This is a genomic window from Paenibacillus yanchengensis (assembly GCF_042684845.1).
GTDB lineage: Bacteria > Bacillota > Bacilli > Paenibacillales > Paenibacillaceae > Pristimantibacillus > Pristimantibacillus yanchengensis.
Genome location: NZ_JBHUMH010000057.1, coordinates 71,854 through 90,694, shown reverse-complemented (window position 1 = coordinate 90,694; position 18,841 = coordinate 71,854). Strand labels below are relative to the sequence as shown.

20 protein-coding genes are annotated in these 18,841 nt (G+C 38.4%); 15 read left to right on the top strand and 5 right to left on the bottom strand.

Features of this window, described 5'->3' with window-relative positions; all coding sequences use genetic code 11:
- The first annotated feature begins 2 nt into the window (after positions 1 to 2).
- The gene (gene yunB / locus ACFSTH_RS15625) at positions 3 to 1,034 is read left to right on the top strand and encodes a sporulation protein YunB (RefSeq protein WP_377769475.1); all 1,032 of its coding nucleotides are present in this window, start codon (positions 3 to 5) and stop codon (positions 1,032 to 1,034) included.
- A 498-nt stretch (positions 1,035 to 1,532) separates the two neighbouring features.
- Here the strand turns inward: yunB and ACFSTH_RS15620 are convergent, their stop codons facing one another.
- Positions 1,533 to 2,585, bottom strand: a complete 1,053-nt coding sequence (locus ACFSTH_RS15620) for a M23 family metallopeptidase (protein ID WP_377769516.1) — start codon at positions 2,583 to 2,585, stop codon at positions 1,533 to 1,535.
- A gap of 185 nt (positions 2,586 to 2,770) precedes the next feature.
- On the opposite strand from ACFSTH_RS15620, the gene lipA reads away from it, so the two are divergent.
- Positions 2,771 to 3,679, top strand: a complete 909-nt coding sequence (gene lipA, locus ACFSTH_RS15615) for a lipoyl synthase (protein WP_377769474.1) — start codon at positions 2,771 to 2,773, stop codon at positions 3,677 to 3,679.
- Between the two features lie 46 nt (positions 3,680 to 3,725).
- Positions 3,726 to 4,349 (top strand): YutD family protein, encoded by a 624-nt coding sequence (locus ACFSTH_RS15610; RefSeq protein WP_377769473.1) that lies wholly within the window; start codon positions 3,726 to 3,728, stop codon positions 4,347 to 4,349.
- 44 nt (positions 4,350 to 4,393) lie between these two features.
- Here ACFSTH_RS15610 and ACFSTH_RS15605 read toward each other — a convergent pair whose 3' ends face one another.
- Both ACFSTH_RS15605 and ylbJ read right to left on the bottom strand, forming a co-directional pair.
- Entirely contained in the window at positions 4,394 to 5,194 is an 801-nt protein-coding gene (locus tag ACFSTH_RS15605) for an NAD kinase (protein WP_377769471.1), read from the bottom strand.
- 114 nt (positions 5,195 to 5,308) lie between these two features.
- Positions 5,309 to 6,391, bottom strand: a complete 1,083-nt coding sequence (ylbJ, locus tag ACFSTH_RS15600; protein WP_377769515.1) for a sporulation integral membrane protein YlbJ — start codon at positions 6,389 to 6,391, stop codon at positions 5,309 to 5,311.
- Between the two features lie 200 nt (positions 6,392 to 6,591).
- Between ylbJ and ACFSTH_RS15595 the strand changes: the two genes are divergently transcribed.
- On the top strand, positions 6,592 to 6,984 hold the full coding sequence (locus tag ACFSTH_RS15595; RefSeq protein WP_377769470.1) for a globin domain-containing protein: 393 nt from the start codon (positions 6,592 to 6,594) through the stop codon (positions 6,982 to 6,984).
- 31 nt (positions 6,985 to 7,015) lie between these two features.
- On the opposite strand, the gene ACFSTH_RS15590 is transcribed toward ACFSTH_RS15595, so the two are convergent.
- Together ACFSTH_RS15590 and ACFSTH_RS15585 are read right to left on the bottom strand one after the other, a co-directional pair.
- Positions 7,016 to 7,246, bottom strand: a complete 231-nt coding sequence (locus tag ACFSTH_RS15590) for a hypothetical protein (protein WP_377769514.1) — start codon at positions 7,244 to 7,246, stop codon at positions 7,016 to 7,018.
- The gene (locus ACFSTH_RS15585; RefSeq protein ID WP_377769469.1) at positions 7,246 to 7,434 is read right to left on the bottom strand and encodes a YycC family protein; all 189 of its coding nucleotides are present in this window, start codon (positions 7,432 to 7,434) and stop codon (positions 7,246 to 7,248) included. The genes ACFSTH_RS15590 and ACFSTH_RS15585 overlap by 1 nt, the downstream gene beginning before the upstream one ends.
- A 150-nt stretch (positions 7,435 to 7,584) precedes the next feature.
- Between ACFSTH_RS15585 and ACFSTH_RS15580 the strand changes: the two genes are divergently transcribed.
- The 11 genes from ACFSTH_RS15580 (at position 7,585) to ACFSTH_RS15530 (ending at position 18,824) form a co-directional block, all read left to right on the top strand.
- Positions 7,585 to 9,384, top strand: coding sequence for a M3 family oligoendopeptidase (locus ACFSTH_RS15580; protein WP_377769467.1), 1,800 nt, complete (start codon positions 7,585 to 7,587; stop codon positions 9,382 to 9,384).
- Between the two features lie 38 nt (positions 9,385 to 9,422).
- Positions 9,423 to 9,827 (top strand): nucleoside-diphosphate kinase, encoded by a 405-nt coding sequence (ndk, locus tag ACFSTH_RS15575; RefSeq protein ID WP_377769465.1) that lies wholly within the window; start codon positions 9,423 to 9,425, stop codon positions 9,825 to 9,827.
- A gap of 150 nt (positions 9,828 to 9,977) precedes the next feature.
- Positions 9,978 to 11,174, top strand: a complete 1,197-nt coding sequence (locus ACFSTH_RS15570) for a hypothetical protein (RefSeq protein ID WP_377769463.1) — start codon at positions 9,978 to 9,980, stop codon at positions 11,172 to 11,174.
- Positions 11,152 to 12,297: a CpaF family protein gene (locus ACFSTH_RS15565; protein ID WP_377769461.1), complete on the top strand. Its 1,146-nt coding sequence runs from the start codon at positions 11,152 to 11,154 to the stop codon at positions 12,295 to 12,297. The genes ACFSTH_RS15570 and ACFSTH_RS15565 overlap by 23 nt, the downstream gene beginning before the upstream one ends.
- A gap of 16 nt (positions 12,298 to 12,313) precedes the next feature.
- Positions 12,314 to 13,159 (top strand): type II secretion system F family protein, encoded by an 846-nt coding sequence (locus tag ACFSTH_RS15560; RefSeq protein ID WP_377769459.1) that lies wholly within the window; start codon positions 12,314 to 12,316, stop codon positions 13,157 to 13,159.
- Positions 13,160 to 14,113: a hypothetical protein gene (locus ACFSTH_RS15555; protein ID WP_377769457.1), complete on the top strand. Its 954-nt coding sequence runs from the start codon at positions 13,160 to 13,162 to the stop codon at positions 14,111 to 14,113.
- Positions 14,114 to 14,140: 27 nt separating this feature from the next.
- The gene (locus ACFSTH_RS15550; protein ID WP_377769455.1) at positions 14,141 to 14,338 is read left to right on the top strand and encodes a Flp1 family type IVb pilin; all 198 of its coding nucleotides are present in this window, start codon (positions 14,141 to 14,143) and stop codon (positions 14,336 to 14,338) included.
- Positions 14,310 to 14,987 carry a TadE/TadG family type IV pilus assembly protein gene (locus ACFSTH_RS15545; RefSeq protein ID WP_377769454.1) on the top strand — a complete coding sequence of 226 codons (678 nt, stop codon included), beginning with the start codon at positions 14,310 to 14,312 and terminating at the stop codon, positions 14,985 to 14,987. The genes ACFSTH_RS15550 and ACFSTH_RS15545 overlap by 29 nt, the downstream gene beginning before the upstream one ends.
- A gap of 21 nt (positions 14,988 to 15,008) precedes the next feature.
- The gene (locus tag ACFSTH_RS15540; protein ID WP_377769452.1) at positions 15,009 to 17,276 is read left to right on the top strand and encodes a hypothetical protein; all 2,268 of its coding nucleotides are present in this window, start codon (positions 15,009 to 15,011) and stop codon (positions 17,274 to 17,276) included.
- The gene (locus ACFSTH_RS15535; RefSeq protein ID WP_377769451.1) at positions 17,242 to 18,252 is read left to right on the top strand and encodes a hypothetical protein; all 1,011 of its coding nucleotides are present in this window, start codon (positions 17,242 to 17,244) and stop codon (positions 18,250 to 18,252) included. The genes ACFSTH_RS15540 and ACFSTH_RS15535 overlap by 35 nt, the downstream gene beginning before the upstream one ends.
- 62 nt (positions 18,253 to 18,314) lie before the next feature.
- Positions 18,315 to 18,824 (top strand): A24 family peptidase, encoded by a 510-nt coding sequence (locus ACFSTH_RS15530; protein WP_377769450.1) that lies wholly within the window; start codon positions 18,315 to 18,317, stop codon positions 18,822 to 18,824.
- The last annotated feature ends 17 nt before the right edge of the window (positions 18,825 to 18,841 follow it).

Here is an 18,841-nt window from a genome sequence, read left to right as displayed (position 1 = left end):
GGATGACCAAGTGGGGAAAAAAACGATTTACTTTTCCAAATACGATCAAAAAATCAACTTGGTCGCAGCAAGTATGGAAAAGTAGTAGTAAACCGAAAAAAACGAGTTATCGTAAGTGGGGGGCAAAGATACCTGTAATTTCGTTGAAACGATTGCCTAAACGTCCATCATCTACTATTCGTAAACCAAAAACAATGGCCTGGAAATGGACTCCAGCAACAGCAAATAAGCAGCCACCAAAAAAAATAAAAAAAAGACATATCGTTTTAATAGCAATGTGTATATTACTGGTGCTGTCTGTTCCTGCTTTTATTTTTATTGAGAAAAACTTGCGCCCACCGTTGATGCATATCGCAAAAGTAAGGGTAAAGCAGCTTGCGACACAATCGATCAATAAAGCGATAACCGATCAAGTGGCTCGAAATTCTAATTCCGAAAAATTAATTGAGTGGAAAATGAATGGGAATGGGAAAATATCGGGGTTTATGCTTAATTATGGGGAACATATGCGGATTACTTCTGCTACTATTGATACGGTTCAAACTACATTGACGGATATTAAACACATTCCGGAATATATTCCCATAGGTCATGCATTGAACAGTGCGATTATTTCATCTTTTGGTCCACGAGTTCCGGTTCGCTTTGAACCAGCTGGAGCTGTCAAAGTCGAACTAAGTACGAGACAGAAAAATGCGGGCATTAATATGATATTAGTAGAAGTGTACATTCATGTAATGGCTGAAGTATCGATTATTATTCCATTTGATGCAGAACCGGAATTAGTTGAGACAGATATTCCAATATCGTATCTACTCGTTGTAGGAGACGTTCCTATGTATTATTATGACGGCACAGGGCAGCCGATTGGAGAATCTGCGCCACAAGCTCCTAGTATTTCAGTTCCGATATCACCAGGCGTAGGCGACGGGATAGCAGTTCCTACAGAGGAAGAAGCTGCATCTGGCACAATGACGCAACCGCAACTGCCGGAAGACAATCAAATGAATAATGAAAATGTACAAAGTAATTAACAATAAGCAGGGCTGTCCAGATAGTCAGTGAAAAACAGACCACTGGCAGCTGTTTGTACGAAAAAACGTATAAACGGATGTGTGAAGTAGCTAGAAACGTAGGTTTTGTACGAAAAAACTTATAAACGGATGTGTGAAGTAGCTAGAAATGTAGGTTTTGTACGAAAAAACTTATAAACGGACATATAAAGTGGCTAGTAACGTAGATTTTGTACGAGAAAACGTATAAAGGACTTGTGAAGTGGTTGGTAACGTAGGATTTCATAAGAAAAAACGTATAAATTTGGCTTTTTGACTACTACGGAACATTATACCAGGCAATCGACACTTACTCTAGGGGGAACTTGAAGAAAAGGTTCATTCTAAAAGACGCTTTAGCGTATTCAAACGATCACACTGAAAGGAAAAACAATACATTTTTCCTTTCAGCTTCTTTTCGTTTTAGGACTTATTAGAGAGCCCCGTTGAGCTTTTGACGTTGTTGATTATACGTAGTAATTAGTTATTAATTCTTTTTTGCTTATCCGCTTGCTCCCATTTTCTGAGAAGTGGATAAGGGTCAAAAGACCATTCTGCTGAGCCACGATCACTGTAGATACCGTAATGTAAATGCGGTGGGAACTTACCTTGCGTACCAGGATTTCCATAACCAGAACTGCCAACCCAGCCGATAATTTGACCTGGCTTTACGATATCTCCTTTGTTCAGTGATTTTTCAAAGCCGCTCAAATGAGCGAAGTAATGATAAAAACCATCCAAATCACGAATGCCAACGCGCCAACCGCCATAGCGATTCCATCCTTTTATTTCGACGATACCATATGCAGTGCTACGTACAGGAGTACCATTTCTTGCGAATAGATCGGTTCCTTCATGCGTCCGTTTACCACCCCAGCTGCGGTTTAATCCCCATGTGTTTTTATAAGAATAGACAGCATTAGTAGGTAGAGGAAAGGCTCGTTCCTGTAAATCTAAATGTCCAAATTGACGATAAATAGCTGCAAATTGTTGCACCCGTTGGACAGAACGGCTATTTTTGTAATAATGCCATAAACCATTTGCAAGCTGATCTTCGTGCAAACCAAATGATGTAATATGACTACTGACCGTATAGAGGAGGTCAAGGTCACTCGTTCGTTTTGCTAGCCCGTCTCCATCACCATCTTTTCCTATTCCACCAAACCATTGAATGGATAATATTTGTTCATCTTGCTGATTAGGATTAAGCGGACCAGCCCAACGGCTTTCATCAATAAAGATAGCACTTATTTGACCAGTTGCTTGCCTTATTTTTGGCATTACTTTTGTTAGCGATCTTTCATATTGATCAATTGCAGCTAACCAGTACCAAGGGAGTAGTGTAACAGCTTCTAGTTGTTCATATAATTGTTTTTTTTCATCCGAAATGGATAAAGGTGTCGTAGTCTTCACTTGTTGGTTGGTATTGTTATATGTAAGTGAAGTGGCAGTAACACGATCGTTATTTGCAAAAAGAAAAGAAGTTAACAATAATAAGGTGAGCAATACTTTACTCTGTTTCAACGGAATCATCCTTTCCAAGTAACATCATTCACTACAGTTAGCTTGCCACATGTTCTTTTTTCTACTCTAAATGATGGATACAAATTTCAGGTTATAGCTATTTAATTTAAAAAACGTGTTATAATATACGGTGTAATTAATTTATGGAGTAACGGATGAAAATATATAAATGAAAATGAAAGCAGGTTTAAACGATGAAACAGCAAGAGAAGTTGCCTAAACCGGATTGGCTTCGAATAAAGTTGACTACGGGCGGAAATTATGCCGAAATTAAAGACATGATGCGATCCAAAACGTTACATAGTGTATGTGAAGAAGCACGCTGCCCTAATATTTATGAATGCTGGGCGAATAGAACAGCTACTTTTATGATACTAGGTGACATTTGTACGAGAGCATGTCGGTTTTGTGCGGTGAAAACAGGTTTGCCGACAGAATTAGATTTGCAAGAACCAGAACGTGTAGCAGAAGCAGCAGAGCAGATGGGGCTACAACATTGCGTTGTTACGTCAGTAGCAAGAGATGACTTAAAAGATGGTGGTGCGTTAATATTTGCGGAGACAATCAAAGCAATTCGCAGAAGAATGCCGTTTTGTCGTGTTGAAGTTTTAATTCCAGATTTTATGGCAAATTGGGATGCATTGCAAGTGGTGATGGATGCCAAGCCAGATATATTAAACCACAATATTGAAACGGTGGAGCGGATGTCTGATCGTGTTCGTGCCAAAGCAAAATACCGTCGTTCGTTGGAATTGCTAGCACAAGCTAAACAAATGAATCCCAAAATTCCGACTAAATCGAGTATTATGTTAGGAGTAGGGGAAGAATGGGATGAAATATTGCAAGCAATGGATGATTTGCGTGCAGTCGATGTTAATATATTAACATTAGGACAATATTTACAACCGTCATCCAAACACCTTTCTGTTAAGCGTTATGTTCATCCCGATGAATTTGCTTTGCTAAAGGAAGAAGGAATGAAAAGAGGATTCCGCCATGTGGAATCTGGACCATTAGTTCGTAGTTCGTATCATGCTCATGAGCAGACAGATGCTGCTTTAGCAGCGGAAGAAAGATCAGAAACAACTAATCATGCACAGTAAAAATAGCGTAATGATTGTAGTATGTTGATATAGGTGAGGTGCTAATATGGCTTTGATTCATATAGGAAATAAATCTTTTGAGCTGGTGTATGAAAATAGAAATGGCTGGAATTTTGAAGCGTTTCGAGATCGGTATAGCGAAGTGTTGGATCGGTATGATTATATTATCGGTGATTGGGGTTACAATCAGCTACGTTTGAAAGGATTTTTTCGAGATCAAACTCCCAAAGCTGCCAAGGAAAGTTTATATTCCAGCATATCTGATTATATTAATGAATACTGCAATTTTGGTTGTGCTTATTTTTTGTTAGAAAAGAAACATAGTAGTAAACAAGAATCAGATGTAGCGAGTCAAACTGAGGATGAACTATTAGTACTGGGTGTGGAATCTGTACAGGGTACAGAGGAAGAAGCGATGAGCGAACCAAAAGAACAAGTGCCAGCTAAAATGTCTTCGAATAAGCGTCACTCGCCCGTGAAAAAGTCAGTAGAAGTTGATCCTGAACTAGTAACGGATGAGTTGCAAGAGCAACAAATCGATGTGCCAAGTAAAAAACAAAGAAATCGAAAAGATTTCTATTATCGAAAAGGTCAACGTAATCGTAAAAGCCAGCGTGCAGAGCGGGAAACAGTAGCAACCGGTGCTGGACATAGTGGGAACGAAAGTTGATCCTATAAAAAACAGGCAGTGCATCATGATGCACTGCCTGTTTGCTATTCGTTATATTCATAACCTAAAAATGCTTCTCGTACTCGATCCCAAAATGGAAATGGGCGATAACGAGCAAATTTTACTTTTTGATCAGAGACACTACAACGGATGGATACGATATCTTCGTCTGTAATTGCCATATGATCGATACTTAGCTGTAATCGTTGCTCTTTTCTAGAAATAATATCACAATGATGATGTTTCGGTAACAGAGTGGATGAACCAAGCGTTCGGAATACCCGATTGTTGATGGAAGCAATTTCAGCTAATTGTAATGCTTCGAATGAAGGATGGACAATTGCTCCGCCAACACTTTTATTATAAGCGGTACTGCCTGACGGTGTCGAAATGACAATTCCATCACCACGAAACATTTCGAACAGTTCATCATTAATATTGATTTGAGCAACTAATGTTTGATCGACACCTTTTAACGTTAATTCGTTTAGTGCTAGATAAGACGTTGTTTTTTTCGCTTGTTGTACTTCTATATCAAGTAGTGGATAACGAACGTAGGTTGGTTGCGCATTAGCCATAAACTCCACTAACTTCTCCAGTTCATCTGCTTTCCAGTCTGCATAAAAGCCCAGATGTCCCGTGTGAACCCCGATAAAAGCTACTTGCTCTAACCGATCTGTATACGATTGAAAAGCTTGTAACAATGTGCCATCGCCACCAATAGACAGTACAAGATCCGGATTGTCTGGTTGGTGCGAAAAGCCTATATTTGCTACAAGCTGGTGGAATTGTTCGGCGAGTTGCTTGGACAACTGGTCACCTCGGTCAATAACGGTATAATTCAATGAAAATCTCCTTCCCGATACAATATCTCTTCTATCTATAAATGATAATGGAATTTCTATATAAAAACAATCAACAGATTAAAAAAGATAAACCAACTGATTTATTAGTAGCGGCTAAACGCCAAGCCAATTCCATAATAGATAAACAAGAAGAGCAGATATGATGCCATGAATAAGGCGGGCAAATAATAGGGGGGCGTATCTCATATCTGTTTTACTTAGTAGACTTGCGATTTGTGCATGTACTGATAGACCAGCCCAAGATAAAATAAATGCGCCTATTGCTACTTGATGAACGAGCATTAGATGAATAGAACTGCCAGAAGTGTCGTATGTATGCGCCTCGGCAGCGCTACGTGCGCCAAGCGTAACTTCAAATAATCCATGCAATATAGCGTCTGCAAGCGAAGGTGGCATACCAACAAGTGTAAACAGATGACGTAAAGACTGTGCGGCAACTTGCATTAGCCCCGTCTGTGTTAGTAATTCCATTAAGACAGAGAAGAATACAACTAATCCACCGACGACAAACATTAGTTTTAATGAGGATTCGATAGCGTCTTGCAATAATTTACCAATGGTGCGACCATCTTTTAATCGTGCAGCATGCATCGCTTCAAAAGCAGAAGAGAGTCGATTTTTATTGTTCGTTTCCACTTCCTTATCATTACTCGAATGCGCCACTACTCTATTTCCGTAAAATCGCATACATAATCCAATTAATATTCCGCCACCATAATGAGCGATAGCAAGTATCGGAGCAACTGCAACATTTTTATAAAAACCAACAGATACAGCTCCTATTAGAAAAATCGGATCGGATGTAGTAGTAAAAGCGACTAATCGTTCTCCTTCTACTCGACTTACTAACCCTTGTTCTCTTAATTGGGAAGTTAATCTTGCACCGACTGGATAACCAGAAATGTAACCCATGGCGAATACAAAACCACCAATACCAGGAACGCGAAATAGTGGTTTCATGATCGGATCAAGTAGTTTACCAACAAAATGAACGACACCTATACCAAGCATAATTTCAGAAATAATAAAAAACGGAAATAACGATGGAAATAGTACATCCCACCAAATAGATAATCCGCGTAAAGATGATTGTAATGTTTCGACTGGAAATATAGCCATTAACAAAGTGAATAATAAGGCAACTAATGCAGTAATCGATAAGGGGTGTGTGAGCATGCGAAGCAATCTATTAACCTCCGTTTCATATAGCAAAGTATTGGCTAGATTATAGCTTGTACTTATACCTATATGATGCCAAAGGCGATAACATACTTCCTGATTAGAAATAGAGATGGAAATAATTTTCTATGTTATAATAACAAGGAACATGTTAATTATAAGTAAGTGATGACGATAGATGATAGGAAGTGAGTGTAATGAGTGAAGTAAGGGAGAAAAAACCGACCATTCATGAAATGTTGGGAGCAGAAAAACTACGCGACGTGGTAGAAACATTTTATACTAATGTACAAGCAGATCCACTACTTAGTCCGATATTTCCTGAAGATATACAGCCTGTAGTTGAAAAGCAATATATGTTTTTAACCCAATTTTTTGGAGGACCGTCTTTGTATTCAGATGCTTATGGGCATCCGATGATGAGAGCACGGCATATGCCGTTTCCTGTTACTCCACAAAGGGCAGAAGCGTGGCTTTCTTGCATGCGACATGCACTACAAGAGTTAGAGGTGAATGAGGAGCTAACGCAGCTCATATTGCAGCGCCTGTCCGCTCCTGCATATCACTTTGTTAATTCAGAAGACGAGTAATGGTAAGTTACTCGCATCTATTACAAACGAATTAGCGGAGTACCGTATCCGTGAGTAGGTAATCTTGATCGGCATCGATCAATGTTACTTTATTAAAGCAACAAGGAAATATTAACAGTTTTTTTTGACCCGTTTGAATGAGTTTTAAATGCTCGATTTTTAATGGTAACAATACATTTTCTGTGTGACAGAAAGGACAGGACGATACATAAATATCTTTGGCAATAATTTCATACGTCCACGCTTTATTAAACGGAATCATCATGTGGATTGCTCATTGCTTGCTGTATCGTTAGTTTGATCTTTTTCCTGCGCTTGCTGCTTAGCAAGCTCTGTAAGCTTCTGCACTAAAATATGTTTGGGCATATGCATGATATGCTCGATTGGAACGCCTAGTTGTTTGGATAACAACTGGGCTGTTTCGGCTGAAATTTGTAATGGTCTGGACATAAGTGGAAACCTCCGGTTGTAAAGTATATACTAAAGAAATAATCATCTAAAGTAAGTCAAAAGTAAATTACAAAAATGATAGATACTTATAGTTATACAATGGGCACGCAAAATGTGCAAATCTTAATGTAGAGGGAGGAAGAACTTAGATTGGAATTACACAATTTATCTTTACAGTGGGATCTAGATCCTATTTACGATGGTGGGGCAACATCCGAAAAGTTGCTGCAAGAATTACGAGAACTTGAGGAGCAACTAGAGACAATTTCTCGTATGTTACTTACGGTAGATGATCAGCCAGAAGCGCGACAACAATGGGTACAGATTACTGCACTTATGCAGCAATGTTTGTTAACTATTAGAGAAGCAGAATCGTTTGTTTCTTGTTTGTTAGCTCAATATGTAGCGGATACGGCAGCACAGCAATTGCAAGATCGGATTGCAACTTTGATCGCTCGTTATACGGCATTGACTACTGTGTTTGATACGAAATTATTGCAATTAACGGATGAACGATGGGGAGATTTGTTATTAGATCCAGCATTAGCAGAGATCGCTTTTTATTTAGAAGAACGTCGACTGCTTGCACAGCAAAAACTTGCCCCTGAGCTAGAAGAGTGGACTGCTCAACTTGAAATTGACGGATACCATGGATGGGCAGAGTTCTATAATAGTTTAGCAGGACGATTACAATTTCAAGCGACAGATGATCAAGGACAGCCAGAATTTTTATCTGTTGGTCAGATGCAAAATCGATTATCAGAAGCAGATCGAACGAAGCGTGAAATGGTTTTTGCCGAATGGGAAAAGGTGTGGGCATCACATGCCGACCTATTTGCCACTGTGATAAATCGCATATCTGGCTTCCGGTTGAAATTATACAATAAACGTGAATGGCAATCCGTACTAAAAGAACCACTATTTATAAACCGCATGAGTGCAGAAACGTTGGAAGCGATGTGGTCAGCAGTTTCCAAAGGAAAGCAAATACTTCTTCCTTATCTTGTACGAAAAGCAGAATTATTAGGGGTAGACAAACTTCATTGGCATGACGTTGAAGCGCCGCTAGCTGTTTCCAATCGTGTGATGAGTTATGATGAAGCGGCTAACTTTATTGTGGATCAGTTTGCAAAATTTGATGGTGATATGGCTCAGTTTTCAGCGATGGCATTAAAAAAACAATGGGTGGAAGCGGAAGATCGACCGGGAAAACGAGCGGGAGGCTTTTGTACGAGCTTTCCTAAAACTGGTGAAACAAGGATTTTTATGACGTACTCTGGATCGATGTCTAACGTTTCGACTTTAGCCCATGAACTAGGTCACGCTTATCATCAACATGTCATGAAGGACATTGCTCCATTTTCTCAGCAATATGCTATGAATGTTGCTGAAACGGCATCAACCTTTGCGGAACTTCTTGTGTCAGATGGAGCGCTACAAGCAACATCAAATAAAGAAGAAAAAATCGCTTTATTGGAAGATAAAATACAGCGTGCAGTGGCATTTTATATGAACATTCACGCTCGATTTTTATTTGAAACGAGATTTTACGAAGCTAGAGCAAAAGGGTTTGTCCAAGTTGAGCAATTAAACCAACTGATGGAGCAAGCTCAACAGGAAGCTTATTTAGGAACGATAGAGCAATTACATCCACATTTTTGGGCTTCTAAACTGCATTTCTATTTAACAGATGTACCGTTTTATAATTTTCCATATACCTTTGGTTATTTGTTCAGTGCAGGTCTCTATCAATATGCGAAGCAGGATAAAAGTGATTTTGCCAAACGATATGTCGCGTTGCTGCAAGATACTGGTAGAATGACCGTAGAACAGTTGGCAGAAAAACATTTGCAGGTTGATTTAACGAAACCAGATTTTTGGGATGCTGCTGCTATGTTAATTGAACAAGATGTCGCACAATTTTTAATTTTAACCGAACAAGAGAAATGATAAAGCAATAATATAATCGATTCTATGGAGGTTTTACGATGGAAAGAACGTTTGTTATGATTAAACCTGATGGTGTAGCGCGTGGATTAACAGGAAAAATAGTTGCTCGTTTTGAAGCTAAAGGATTTACACTTGTACGAGCGCAACTGATGCAGGTAAGTGTAGAACTCGCAGAAAAGCATTATGCTCACTTAAAAGAGAAACCTTTTTTTGGAGAGCTAGTTGATTATATTATATCTGGACCAGTATTTGCGATGGAGCTATCTGCTACTAACGCTATTCAAAATGCTCGTTCACTTATTGGAGCTACTAATCCTGTCAATGCAGCTGCAGGTACGATTAGGGGAGATTTTGCTACAGATGTAGCAAGTAATGTCATCCATGGTTCGGATTCAGAAGAAAGTGTGCAGATTGAGCTAACTAATTTTTTTGGTAGTTTATAAAATATAGTTGACGATAGCAGTCATCATGTGATAATTTATAGGCAACAGAAAATAATTAACGCGGAAGCACCGTGTGGATAGTTTTTATCTATCCATGGCGGTGTTTTTTTGCGTTTTTACAACATTACAGAATAAGTGGGAGGAACAAATATGAAGCACCTAGCATTAGTAGCGCAGGATGAAACTTATTTGCGAAGAGTTTCACAGTATGTCAAGCGTCAATCGATTAGGGAGAAGTGGTCGTTGTCTCTATTTACTTCTGTGGAGGCTTACAAGCAATTTAGAACAGCCGGTGGGAGCGAAGATTTTTTAGTGATGGAACAATCATTAGCAGATGGACTTCGTTTGGACTTTTATACAATTCCTGTAGCGCTGTTAGTGAGGCAAGATAATAATGAAAATCTTCCGCTTACGATGGTGGATGGACTTGTGTTTTCGGTGAAGAAATTACAGCCACTACCAAGTTTGTTACAACAACTGCTAGAAGGTTATATGCTGCGTAGTCAAACGAAATCCTCCTCATCAGCCTTGGTAAATCAAACTGCAGGGGAAATGAAAGTAGTTACAGTGTATGCGACCGAAGCAAATATTGGAAAAACAACATTTGCGCTACACTTGGCAGCTATAGCAGCGGCAGATCAACGAGTATTATATCTTAATTTGGAGCGCTGGAATAGTTCGTTATATTGGCTAGATCGAAAATACCATTCGAATAATTATCCGGTAGATGGGGAACGGAAGAGAGGGATGTCAGCATTATTATACAGTGCAAAGAAAATAGCCAACGGTCAGCATTGTAAACAATGGATAACAGCTAAAAATTATCATGAACAGTGGAAATTTGATTATTTCGAACCATTTCATCATGGAGATGATAGGCAGCTGTTAACAGCTAATGATGTGACCGAAATGATAAAAACTGTAGCAAATAGCGAGCATTATGACCTAGTTGTCATTGACTTAGCTAGTGTATTAACAGAAATTGAGTTCGCTATATTACAGCAATCTAGCTCTATTATATGGCTTACTAAGGAACAGCAATTAGCACATTGGAAACAACAACAAATCATCGACGAAGCTGTTAGGCAATATGGCGACGTTATGCGGACGATGATAGGTAATGTAGAGTATGTTTTTATGAATAAGCAAGCTCCTTCTGCTCTGTTATCCACCAAGCGTCAGGTTAAGAAATATTTTGAATTGCCATATATAGCAGAATGGACTTCAGATGAAGCGGCTACTATTTTTAGCAATTCACTATATCGAGCAACGGTGCATTCGATACTAGCTCATCTACTATCGGATCAAGTTGCCGCTATTCATAATGATGAACTCGCACTTTCATGAGTTGCGTTTGCAAGTGCGTAGTAAGTTACAGCAGCATTCTACTTTGTCTGACGAACAGTTATGGGCAATTATTGAAGGAGAAATAATATTACATCGTGATCACGTTAAGTGGAGTGCTACAGAAACATTTCAACTAACGCATCGCTTATTCCATTCCTTTCGTGGGTTGGATTTGTTACAGCCATTGTTGGAAGACCATACGATTACCGAAATTATGATTAACAATTATGATCATATTTATATTGAACGTAATGGTATTATCACTCGCTTACCGCAACAGTTCGATAGTAGTGAACGGCTGGAAGATGTTATTCAGATGATTGTCTCTGGAGTGAATCGAATTGTTAATGAAATGACACCGATTGTAGATGCCCGTTTAAAAGATGGATCACGTGTACATGTTGTATTACCACCTATCGCATTGCGAGGACCGAGTGTTACAATTCGTAAATTTCCTCAACATCCACTAACGATGCAACAATTATTGCACAGTGGATCAATGACGGAACAAGTGGCTCAATTACTACAACAATTAGTGCTAGATCGTAAAAATATTTGCATTAGTGGCGGTACAGGAACGGGAAAAACGACATTTCTTAACGTTTTATCGCAGTTAATTCCTTCGCAAGAACGAGTCATTACAATTGAAGATTCTGCGGAACTACAGCTACGTTCATTGTCTAATGTAGTTGCGTTAGAAACGCGTAATGCAAATACAGAAGGGAAAGGAGAGATTACCATTCGCCAACTGATTAAAGCTGCACTTCGTATGCGCCCGGATCGGATAATTATTGGTGAAGTGCGGGGAGCTGAAGCTTTTGATATGCTCCAAGCATTGAATACTGGACACGCTGGCTCCTTGACTAGCGCACATGCGAATAGTGCACAGGATATGTTATCAAGACTAGAAACGATGGTATTGAGCGCTGTAGAGTTGCCAATCGTAGTTGTACGGAAGCAAATGGCTTCAGCACTAGATATTATTATTCATTTAATTAGGCTGAGAGATGGAACCCGTAAAGTTGCTCAAATTAGTAGTGTCGCTGGCATAGAGGCTGGTGAAATTGTACTTCAACCGCTATATCAATGGGATAAGGAGACTGATACTGGTGAGGATGTATAAAAAATAGGTGGTGATTATGTTAAAGCGGCGATTGGTTAAAAAACTGCAAGTAAACGAAATAAAGAACTGGTTAGCTCTTGATATTGTAAGCAAGCAAGAGCGAATAGAGTGGCAGCGACAAGCGACTGACTACGGACATTATAGATTATCATCTTTGCAGTGGATAGGGACGGCAATACTAGGATCGATAGTCATCTTTATTTTAATTTATTTGTTCTATCGATCGATTTGGTTAGCATTACTTTTTTCATTGCTAGGGATTATAGCTCCTAGAATGTATTGCAAATCTATGATCAAAAAACGCCGGCAGCAGCTACAGATTCAATTTAAAGAAGCGTTGTATACGATAACATCTTCCTTGGCAGCTGGTAGATCCGTAGAAAATGCATTTCTAACAGCAGTTGTTGATTTAAGCTGGCTATTTCCTGATCCGAATACAGCAATTATAAAAGAATTGCAATGGGTTATTACTCGACTACAGCATGCTGAGCCGTTGGAGCAAGCATTGCTACAGATGGCGGAACGAACAAAAGTAGAGGAAATGATGCAGTTTGCCGAAGCGATTGTCACCTGTAAACGTTCGGGTGGTAATTTAATAGAAGTAACGAAGCATACAGCAGCTCTTATATCGGACAAATTAGCAACCGAACAAGAAATCGCAGTTTTAATTGCTCACAAGAAATTTGAAGCTCAAATTATGCTTGTTGTACCGTTTGTCTTTTTGGGATTTTTACAACTTGCTGCGCCTGATTATATGGCTCCATTATATAGTGGAATTGGATACGTCGTATTAACGGTAGCACTAATATCTATTGTGATAAGTTCTATATTTATTTTGAAAATTATGAATATAAAACTATAATTGAACGCTAACCGATTAGTACTAGGGGGGACAGTCATTTACCTATTTGCATTAAGTACAGTGATAGTACTTATCGGCGGTTGGATTACGCTCCTTATCTTCTATTGGAAAAACATGAAGTGGCGTACCCAGAGAGAAGATAGTAAAGGAAAACAATTAGATCATTTAGTGAAAAAAATAAGTAGCAAACAATGGAAAGAAATAATGCTAGTAGCACCATTCTACCATTTGTTATATAGCGGTAGTTGGCACGTTTACATACCATTACGACTGAATGTACTGCATGTAGAACAACGCATTTTACGAGAAGAAGATTGGTCAATGGAACAAACGAAACAGTGGCTTGCCTTAACCATTGGTTATAGCTATCTTACTGCTACTGGTTGTAGTGTGGTTAGCATTCTGACGAAGGAATGGATTATACTACCTGCGGGATTGGTAATCGGATTGTTATTTGTTGTGAGATTATTTGTCGAGTCTAGTAACCAGGTGACTAGCAGAAAAATAGCAATCGTTGCAGCACTTCCAGGTCTTGTAAGCAGGCTAGTGTTGTTAATCGGAGCGGGGGAAACGGTTCAACGAGCGTTTATTAAAATAGGGTTACAATTTCAAACACAACAATTAGAAGAACCATTACCACAGCAGTGGCAGTTAGCAGCGATAGCCTTACAGCATGGACAATCGTTTGAACAAGTGCTAGAAAAGTTTAATAAACAGTGTGCAGTCCAAGAAATTGCTACGTTTTCTACTATTTTATTACTAAATTATAAACGTGGCGGCGATCAGCTAGTAGTAGCTTTAAAAGAACAAACGATATCGCTATGGGAAACGCGAAAAAACATAGTAAAAACAAAAGGAGAAGAAGCTTCCTCTAAACTTGTTTTTCCACTTGTATTGTTACTTTTTACAATGATTGTTTTAATTGCTGCTCCAGCAGTGATGATAGCAATGTAAATCGATAAGAAGAGAGGTAAGAGAACTATGAAGTTATGGATAGCACGTAGTAGCAGAAAATGGAATGAATTTATGATGGAAGAAGATGCCATTGGTACGATTGAGATCATTTTAATTATTGCAGTAATTATTTTAATTGCATTGTTATTTAAAGACTGGATCATGGCGTTGTTACGTCGATTAATGAATAAAGCGGATGATAAAGCTAATAGCATCTTTAATTAAACAAAAAGTTGCTCGTTGGTATAGGGATGAGAAAGCCAGTTACACTATTGAAGCAGCAATTATATTACCAATATTATTTGCTATCATTTTATTATTTATTGTGCTTGCTCTTTATATATTTCAATTGATTAATGTTTATTATGTGACGTCTGTTGCAGCAGATAGAACCGCCCATATTTGGAATAACAGTAATCGTGAATGGCAAAGTGGTATTTTGTTTGAACCGGAATACGATTCTTTGTACAGTAAACTTAGTAGTAGCAGCGTCGTACAGCAGCTTTTTTCTATGGTAGATAATCACGCTCATTATGTAAGAACATTAGCTGATACTGGCAATGTAACTAATGTGCAGGAGATGAAATTACAAAAGGCAGTAGACTGGCTGTCACTGTTACCATTATCCGTTTATAGTGGAAAACTTAGTTATGAACCACAAATGTTTACTTCTTATATTACAAGCGAACTACAGTATCAAAAACATGATCGATTAGCTGCAATCTCACGACAGATTGTTGTAGTAGACCCTGTTGAATTTTTGCGGAATTATCAACTGATCGGTTATTATAAGCAACGTTTGTCTCATCCTTCTGATGGATTAGAAATGCAGCAAAATGGAAGCGAAACGATAGATAGCTTACCAAAGCAATAATTAGGGAAGTGGGAGGTTTATGTGCGGAATGTTTTTTCAATATTATTTCGATCGGATGGCACTATTACGATATTTGCTGCACTTGTACTAGCCTCTCTGCTTATGTTTTTCGCATTTTTAATTGATTATGCTCGCTTAGCTTTATTTCATAAATATACGGAAGATATTAGTCGAACTGCTGTACGTTCCATCTTATCGGCGTATGATAAACAACTATTTGAACAATATCGGTTATTTGGTCGTGGTGGTAGCGATGCAACGCAATTATTTGAACTAACTGTGAACAACCATCAACCAGATTGGCAGCAAAACAAACAGAAATTCACTTTACTGAATAGTCAACTGCAAACAGTTACGATCAGCTCCAATGAACAATTAGGGTTACATGCAGTTTTTGGGAGACAATTATTAGAAGAAATGAAATATAAAGCGCCAATAGATGTGGCAGCAGATTTATGGAAAAAGTGGATGCCTCTATCTGGAAAACTACGTGAGACAGCGACACAGGTCAATCAAATTAGTGAATTGCGAAAGTTATATGAATGGCGTGAACAGAAATTAGATAAAATATTGCAGCAGCAACAATTCGTGGCGAAACAAGTGGTCAAATCGCAAGTAAGTCAAGCTTTGAATAGATCATCTAGTACAAATAAAAAAAATATTTTGCTGGTAGATGTCATTACTAAATATAATGATTATTTAAACAATTTAGAGACACAAGCAGCGTTAAGTGAGCAAGCTTCGGAACAATTGGATGTACAGCTATTTAGCCAGCTTGCACAGCAAATAGACAGCTATAGACAAGACGTAAATGCAATAATAACAATATTAACGGATCAATTGTCTTCAAGCCTAACAATTCACAAGGAAGCAATTGCAAAAGCTAAACGTTGGTTAACAGAAGCCGAAAAGATTAACAATGATATTATTGCTGCCGAAGCGAAGCAAAATACAATGGATACGACACACTCCCAATTAGCTGCAACGGAATTATCTACAACGAAGCCTGATATGATTTCTTTAGCTCGTTCGACAGTCTATTTTGAGCAATATCGGGCAGAGTTACAGCTGCAAGCTACTAGCTGGGAAAGTGTAGTAGAAGATAGTAATGCTATGCGCCAATTGTTGTATCAAGTGCTACAAAGTTATCCTTCGAGTAAAAGTAGCTTATATGCTATTAATGGCGTTCTCATCAAAGATGAATTACAGTCTGCAATGGTTAAGCTGCAACAATCTTATAACGAGTATGACCATCAATTTAATGCTCCTGGAGAAGTGCTGTTAAAACGGGAGGAAGACGATGAGGAGCGATCAGTTAAGCGACAATTACAAAGTAATAAACAAACAGCCAATCAAATGATGAAACGGGTACAGTCGATGATGAAAACGCTATCTAATTTGGAGATTACAGATGAAGAACGTCAAGTTTTTGCAGATGTGAAACGACGATATAACAATAATATTGCATTTAATCAATCCAAAGTAGAGGAGGAAATACCGGTAGAGGTAGATGGAAATTCATTACAACCCAGTAAACCGTTCTATGGTGATGTGGATGCAGATGAAACAGCAGCAAGCAGTGCTGGACAAATACAAAAGGTATATGGATCACTGGAGAACATTGTAACAAACCTGCAAACAAGATTATATTACGGGGAATATGCTGCTTTATACTTTCCATCGTTTGCTCCGGAGAAGCTACAATCGCTAATAGATTTAAACAATGCGCAAGAGCAAAACAATGAGTCATTGGCGATTACATTTTCAGATCAGCAATTAGAGTACATTATTTTTGGATTAGATAACCCGACAGGAAATGTTGCTGCTGCCTATGGTGAAATTTTAGCCATTCGGTTAATGGTTCGTTTAATGGAAGGGCTTGTACAGTATCGTTCACTCACTCATCCATTGTTAATATTGTCTACAGCACTTATATATGCATTAGAAAAAACAATCGAAGATATGATTAGCTTGATAAAAAATGGTTATACGGTAATGTCGAAACATCTCCCTATTGATGTCACATACAAAGATTACTTACGTTTAATGTTGTTAGCTCATCCAACCGCAGATGAAGTTTTACTAGCCAGAATGATTGCTGTTATTGAACAAACGACAAGCTTGGAATTAGCTAAAATAGATACTGGCATTATTACAGAGGCGAACTATGCTGTGCAACTCTGGTTTTTGCCTGCTGTTAGTCAATTGGTCAGTTATTTTTCTAACTGGTCAGGAAAGGTAACAGGAAGTACTTATGAAGCAACGAAAACAATCGGTTGGTCATATTAGACGAAGACAATCCTTTAACAGGAAAAATGATCAAGCCGCTTCCATCGTAGTTGAAGCTGCCATTGTGTTACCAATTATTATATTGTTACTTATTGCATTTTTTGTATTTATTCATATTAGCATTGTACAAATGGCATTACAGTCTGTTGTACAGCAAGCGGTAATGGTAACCGCTGCTCATTATTATCCGATAGACCAGTTACATAAAAACAACAGTAACGATGTTCAGACACCTGTCGTGAAAAATGGGGAACGTCAATCTAACACAGACATTAATGAAAATGGGGAACTAGTAGCTGACACATCGTATTTACAGCAACTGGCTGAACGGTGGCTACCAGAACCTATTCGTTCACTATTGACTACTTTGTTGCCATTCAATCAACAGTTAGCTACACAAGCGCTTTATAATGAAGCTGGAAAGTTAGTACTACAGCCATTATTAGTTCAATTTGCAGATAACCGTTGGATCAATGCTACACGTTTAACATTAGAAAGATTGGAATTACCAGACCTTACTGATCGTCAATCGCAACATATTACTATGCTAGTTGTTTATGAGTATCCTTTGAAAATGCCATTGCTAAATGAAGCGATATTGTTGAAAGCGACAGCAAGTGAACGTGCTTGGTTACCTGATGAAGTAGCTGCCAATAGTTTGACTAGTCCTACGGACTCTAGTTCTATTCGTATTGTATCGATTGAACCGACACCGCTAGCGCCTGGCAAGAAAGCAACTGTAGTTGTTCAGACAACCCCAGGCACTACTGTAAACTTACAAGTTTACTACAAAAGTGGTCGTAGCAAAGCTCGAAATTTAGGAATAGCTACTACGGATGGATCGGGTAATATTAGCTTTACTTGGCATGTTTCAGGTAATACGACTCCAGGATTATGGAAATTAGTGGCAGAAATAGTAGGGGAAGAAGCGACAGCAGCTGAAAAATATTTCACAGTTGAAAAAACAACGAAATAGGAAGGTGTACTACTACTGAATTACAGTAAAGTAAAGGAGCTATTAGAAGAAAGAAGTGATCGGTGATAACGAATTTAATTGTACTATTATTTTTAATACTAGCTTTGTATACAGATGTTCGTTGGAGAATTATTCCTAATAAATTGGCTATTATATTTTTTATTGCTAGCTGGTTAACTGTTATTAGTTTATCTGGCACATCGGGATTAGTTACAGCCTTGTTAGGCTTAGTCTGTGGATTTGTACCTATGTTCATAATATATCTGTTACAAGGAATAGGCGCTGGTGATGTGAAATGGTTTGCAGTTGCAGGTATTTGTCTAGGATCAAATGCTATATTGCAACTTATTTTTTACTCGATATTGTATGCGGGAATTATCGGCTGCTTGCTTCTTTTAATTAGAAGAACGTTGAAGGATCGTTTACAACGTTTCGTTCAGTTTATGATGATATCGTATGGGACAAGTAACATACAGTTGCAACATTTTTGGCTACGATGGGCAAAGTCTGGAACGACATTTCCGTTTATGATCGCTGTTTTTCCTGCTTTTATAACTATTATAGAACTGTAAGCAGCCATAAATATATC

Excerpts from the sequence above, each read along its gene's own strand:
- yunB (WP_377769475.1), top strand. The coding sequence starts at position 3 with ATGACCAAGTGGGGAAAAAAACGATTTACTTTTCCAAATACGATCAAA.
- ACFSTH_RS15620 (WP_377769516.1), bottom strand. The coding sequence starts at position 2,585 with ATGATTCCGTTGAAACAGAGTAAAGTATTGCTCACCTTATTATTGTTA.
- lipA (WP_377769474.1), top strand. The coding sequence starts at position 2,771 with ATGAAACAGCAAGAGAAGTTGCCTAAACCGGATTGGCTTCGAATAAAG.
- ACFSTH_RS15610 (WP_377769473.1), top strand. The coding sequence starts at position 3,726 with ATGGCTTTGATTCATATAGGAAATAAATCTTTTGAGCTGGTGTATGAA.
- ylbJ (WP_377769515.1), bottom strand. The coding sequence starts at position 6,391 with ATGCTCACACACCCCTTATCGATTACTGCATTAGTTGCCTTATTATTC.
- ACFSTH_RS15595 (WP_377769470.1), top strand. The coding sequence starts at position 6,592 with ATGAGTGAAGTAAGGGAGAAAAAACCGACCATTCATGAAATGTTGGGA.
- ACFSTH_RS15590 (WP_377769514.1), bottom strand. The coding sequence starts at position 7,246 with ATGATTCCGTTTAATAAAGCGTGGACGTATGAAATTATTGCCAAAGAT.
- ACFSTH_RS15585 (WP_377769469.1), bottom strand. The coding sequence starts at position 7,434 with ATGTCCAGACCATTACAAATTTCAGCCGAAACAGCCCAGTTGTTATCC.
- ndk (WP_377769465.1), top strand. The coding sequence starts at position 9,423 with ATGGAAAGAACGTTTGTTATGATTAAACCTGATGGTGTAGCGCGTGGA.
- ACFSTH_RS15570 (WP_377769463.1), top strand. The coding sequence starts at position 9,978 with ATGAAGCACCTAGCATTAGTAGCGCAGGATGAAACTTATTTGCGAAGA.
- ACFSTH_RS15565 (WP_377769461.1), top strand. The coding sequence starts at position 11,152 with ATGATGAACTCGCACTTTCATGAGTTGCGTTTGCAAGTGCGTAGTAAG.
- ACFSTH_RS15560 (WP_377769459.1), top strand. The coding sequence starts at position 12,314 with ATGTTAAAGCGGCGATTGGTTAAAAAACTGCAAGTAAACGAAATAAAG.
- ACFSTH_RS15550 (WP_377769455.1), top strand. The coding sequence starts at position 14,141 with ATGAAGTTATGGATAGCACGTAGTAGCAGAAAATGGAATGAATTTATG.
- ACFSTH_RS15545 (WP_377769454.1), top strand. The coding sequence starts at position 14,310 with ATGATAAAGCTAATAGCATCTTTAATTAAACAAAAAGTTGCTCGTTGG.
- ACFSTH_RS15535 (WP_377769451.1), top strand. The coding sequence starts at position 17,242 with ATGAAGCAACGAAAACAATCGGTTGGTCATATTAGACGAAGACAATCC.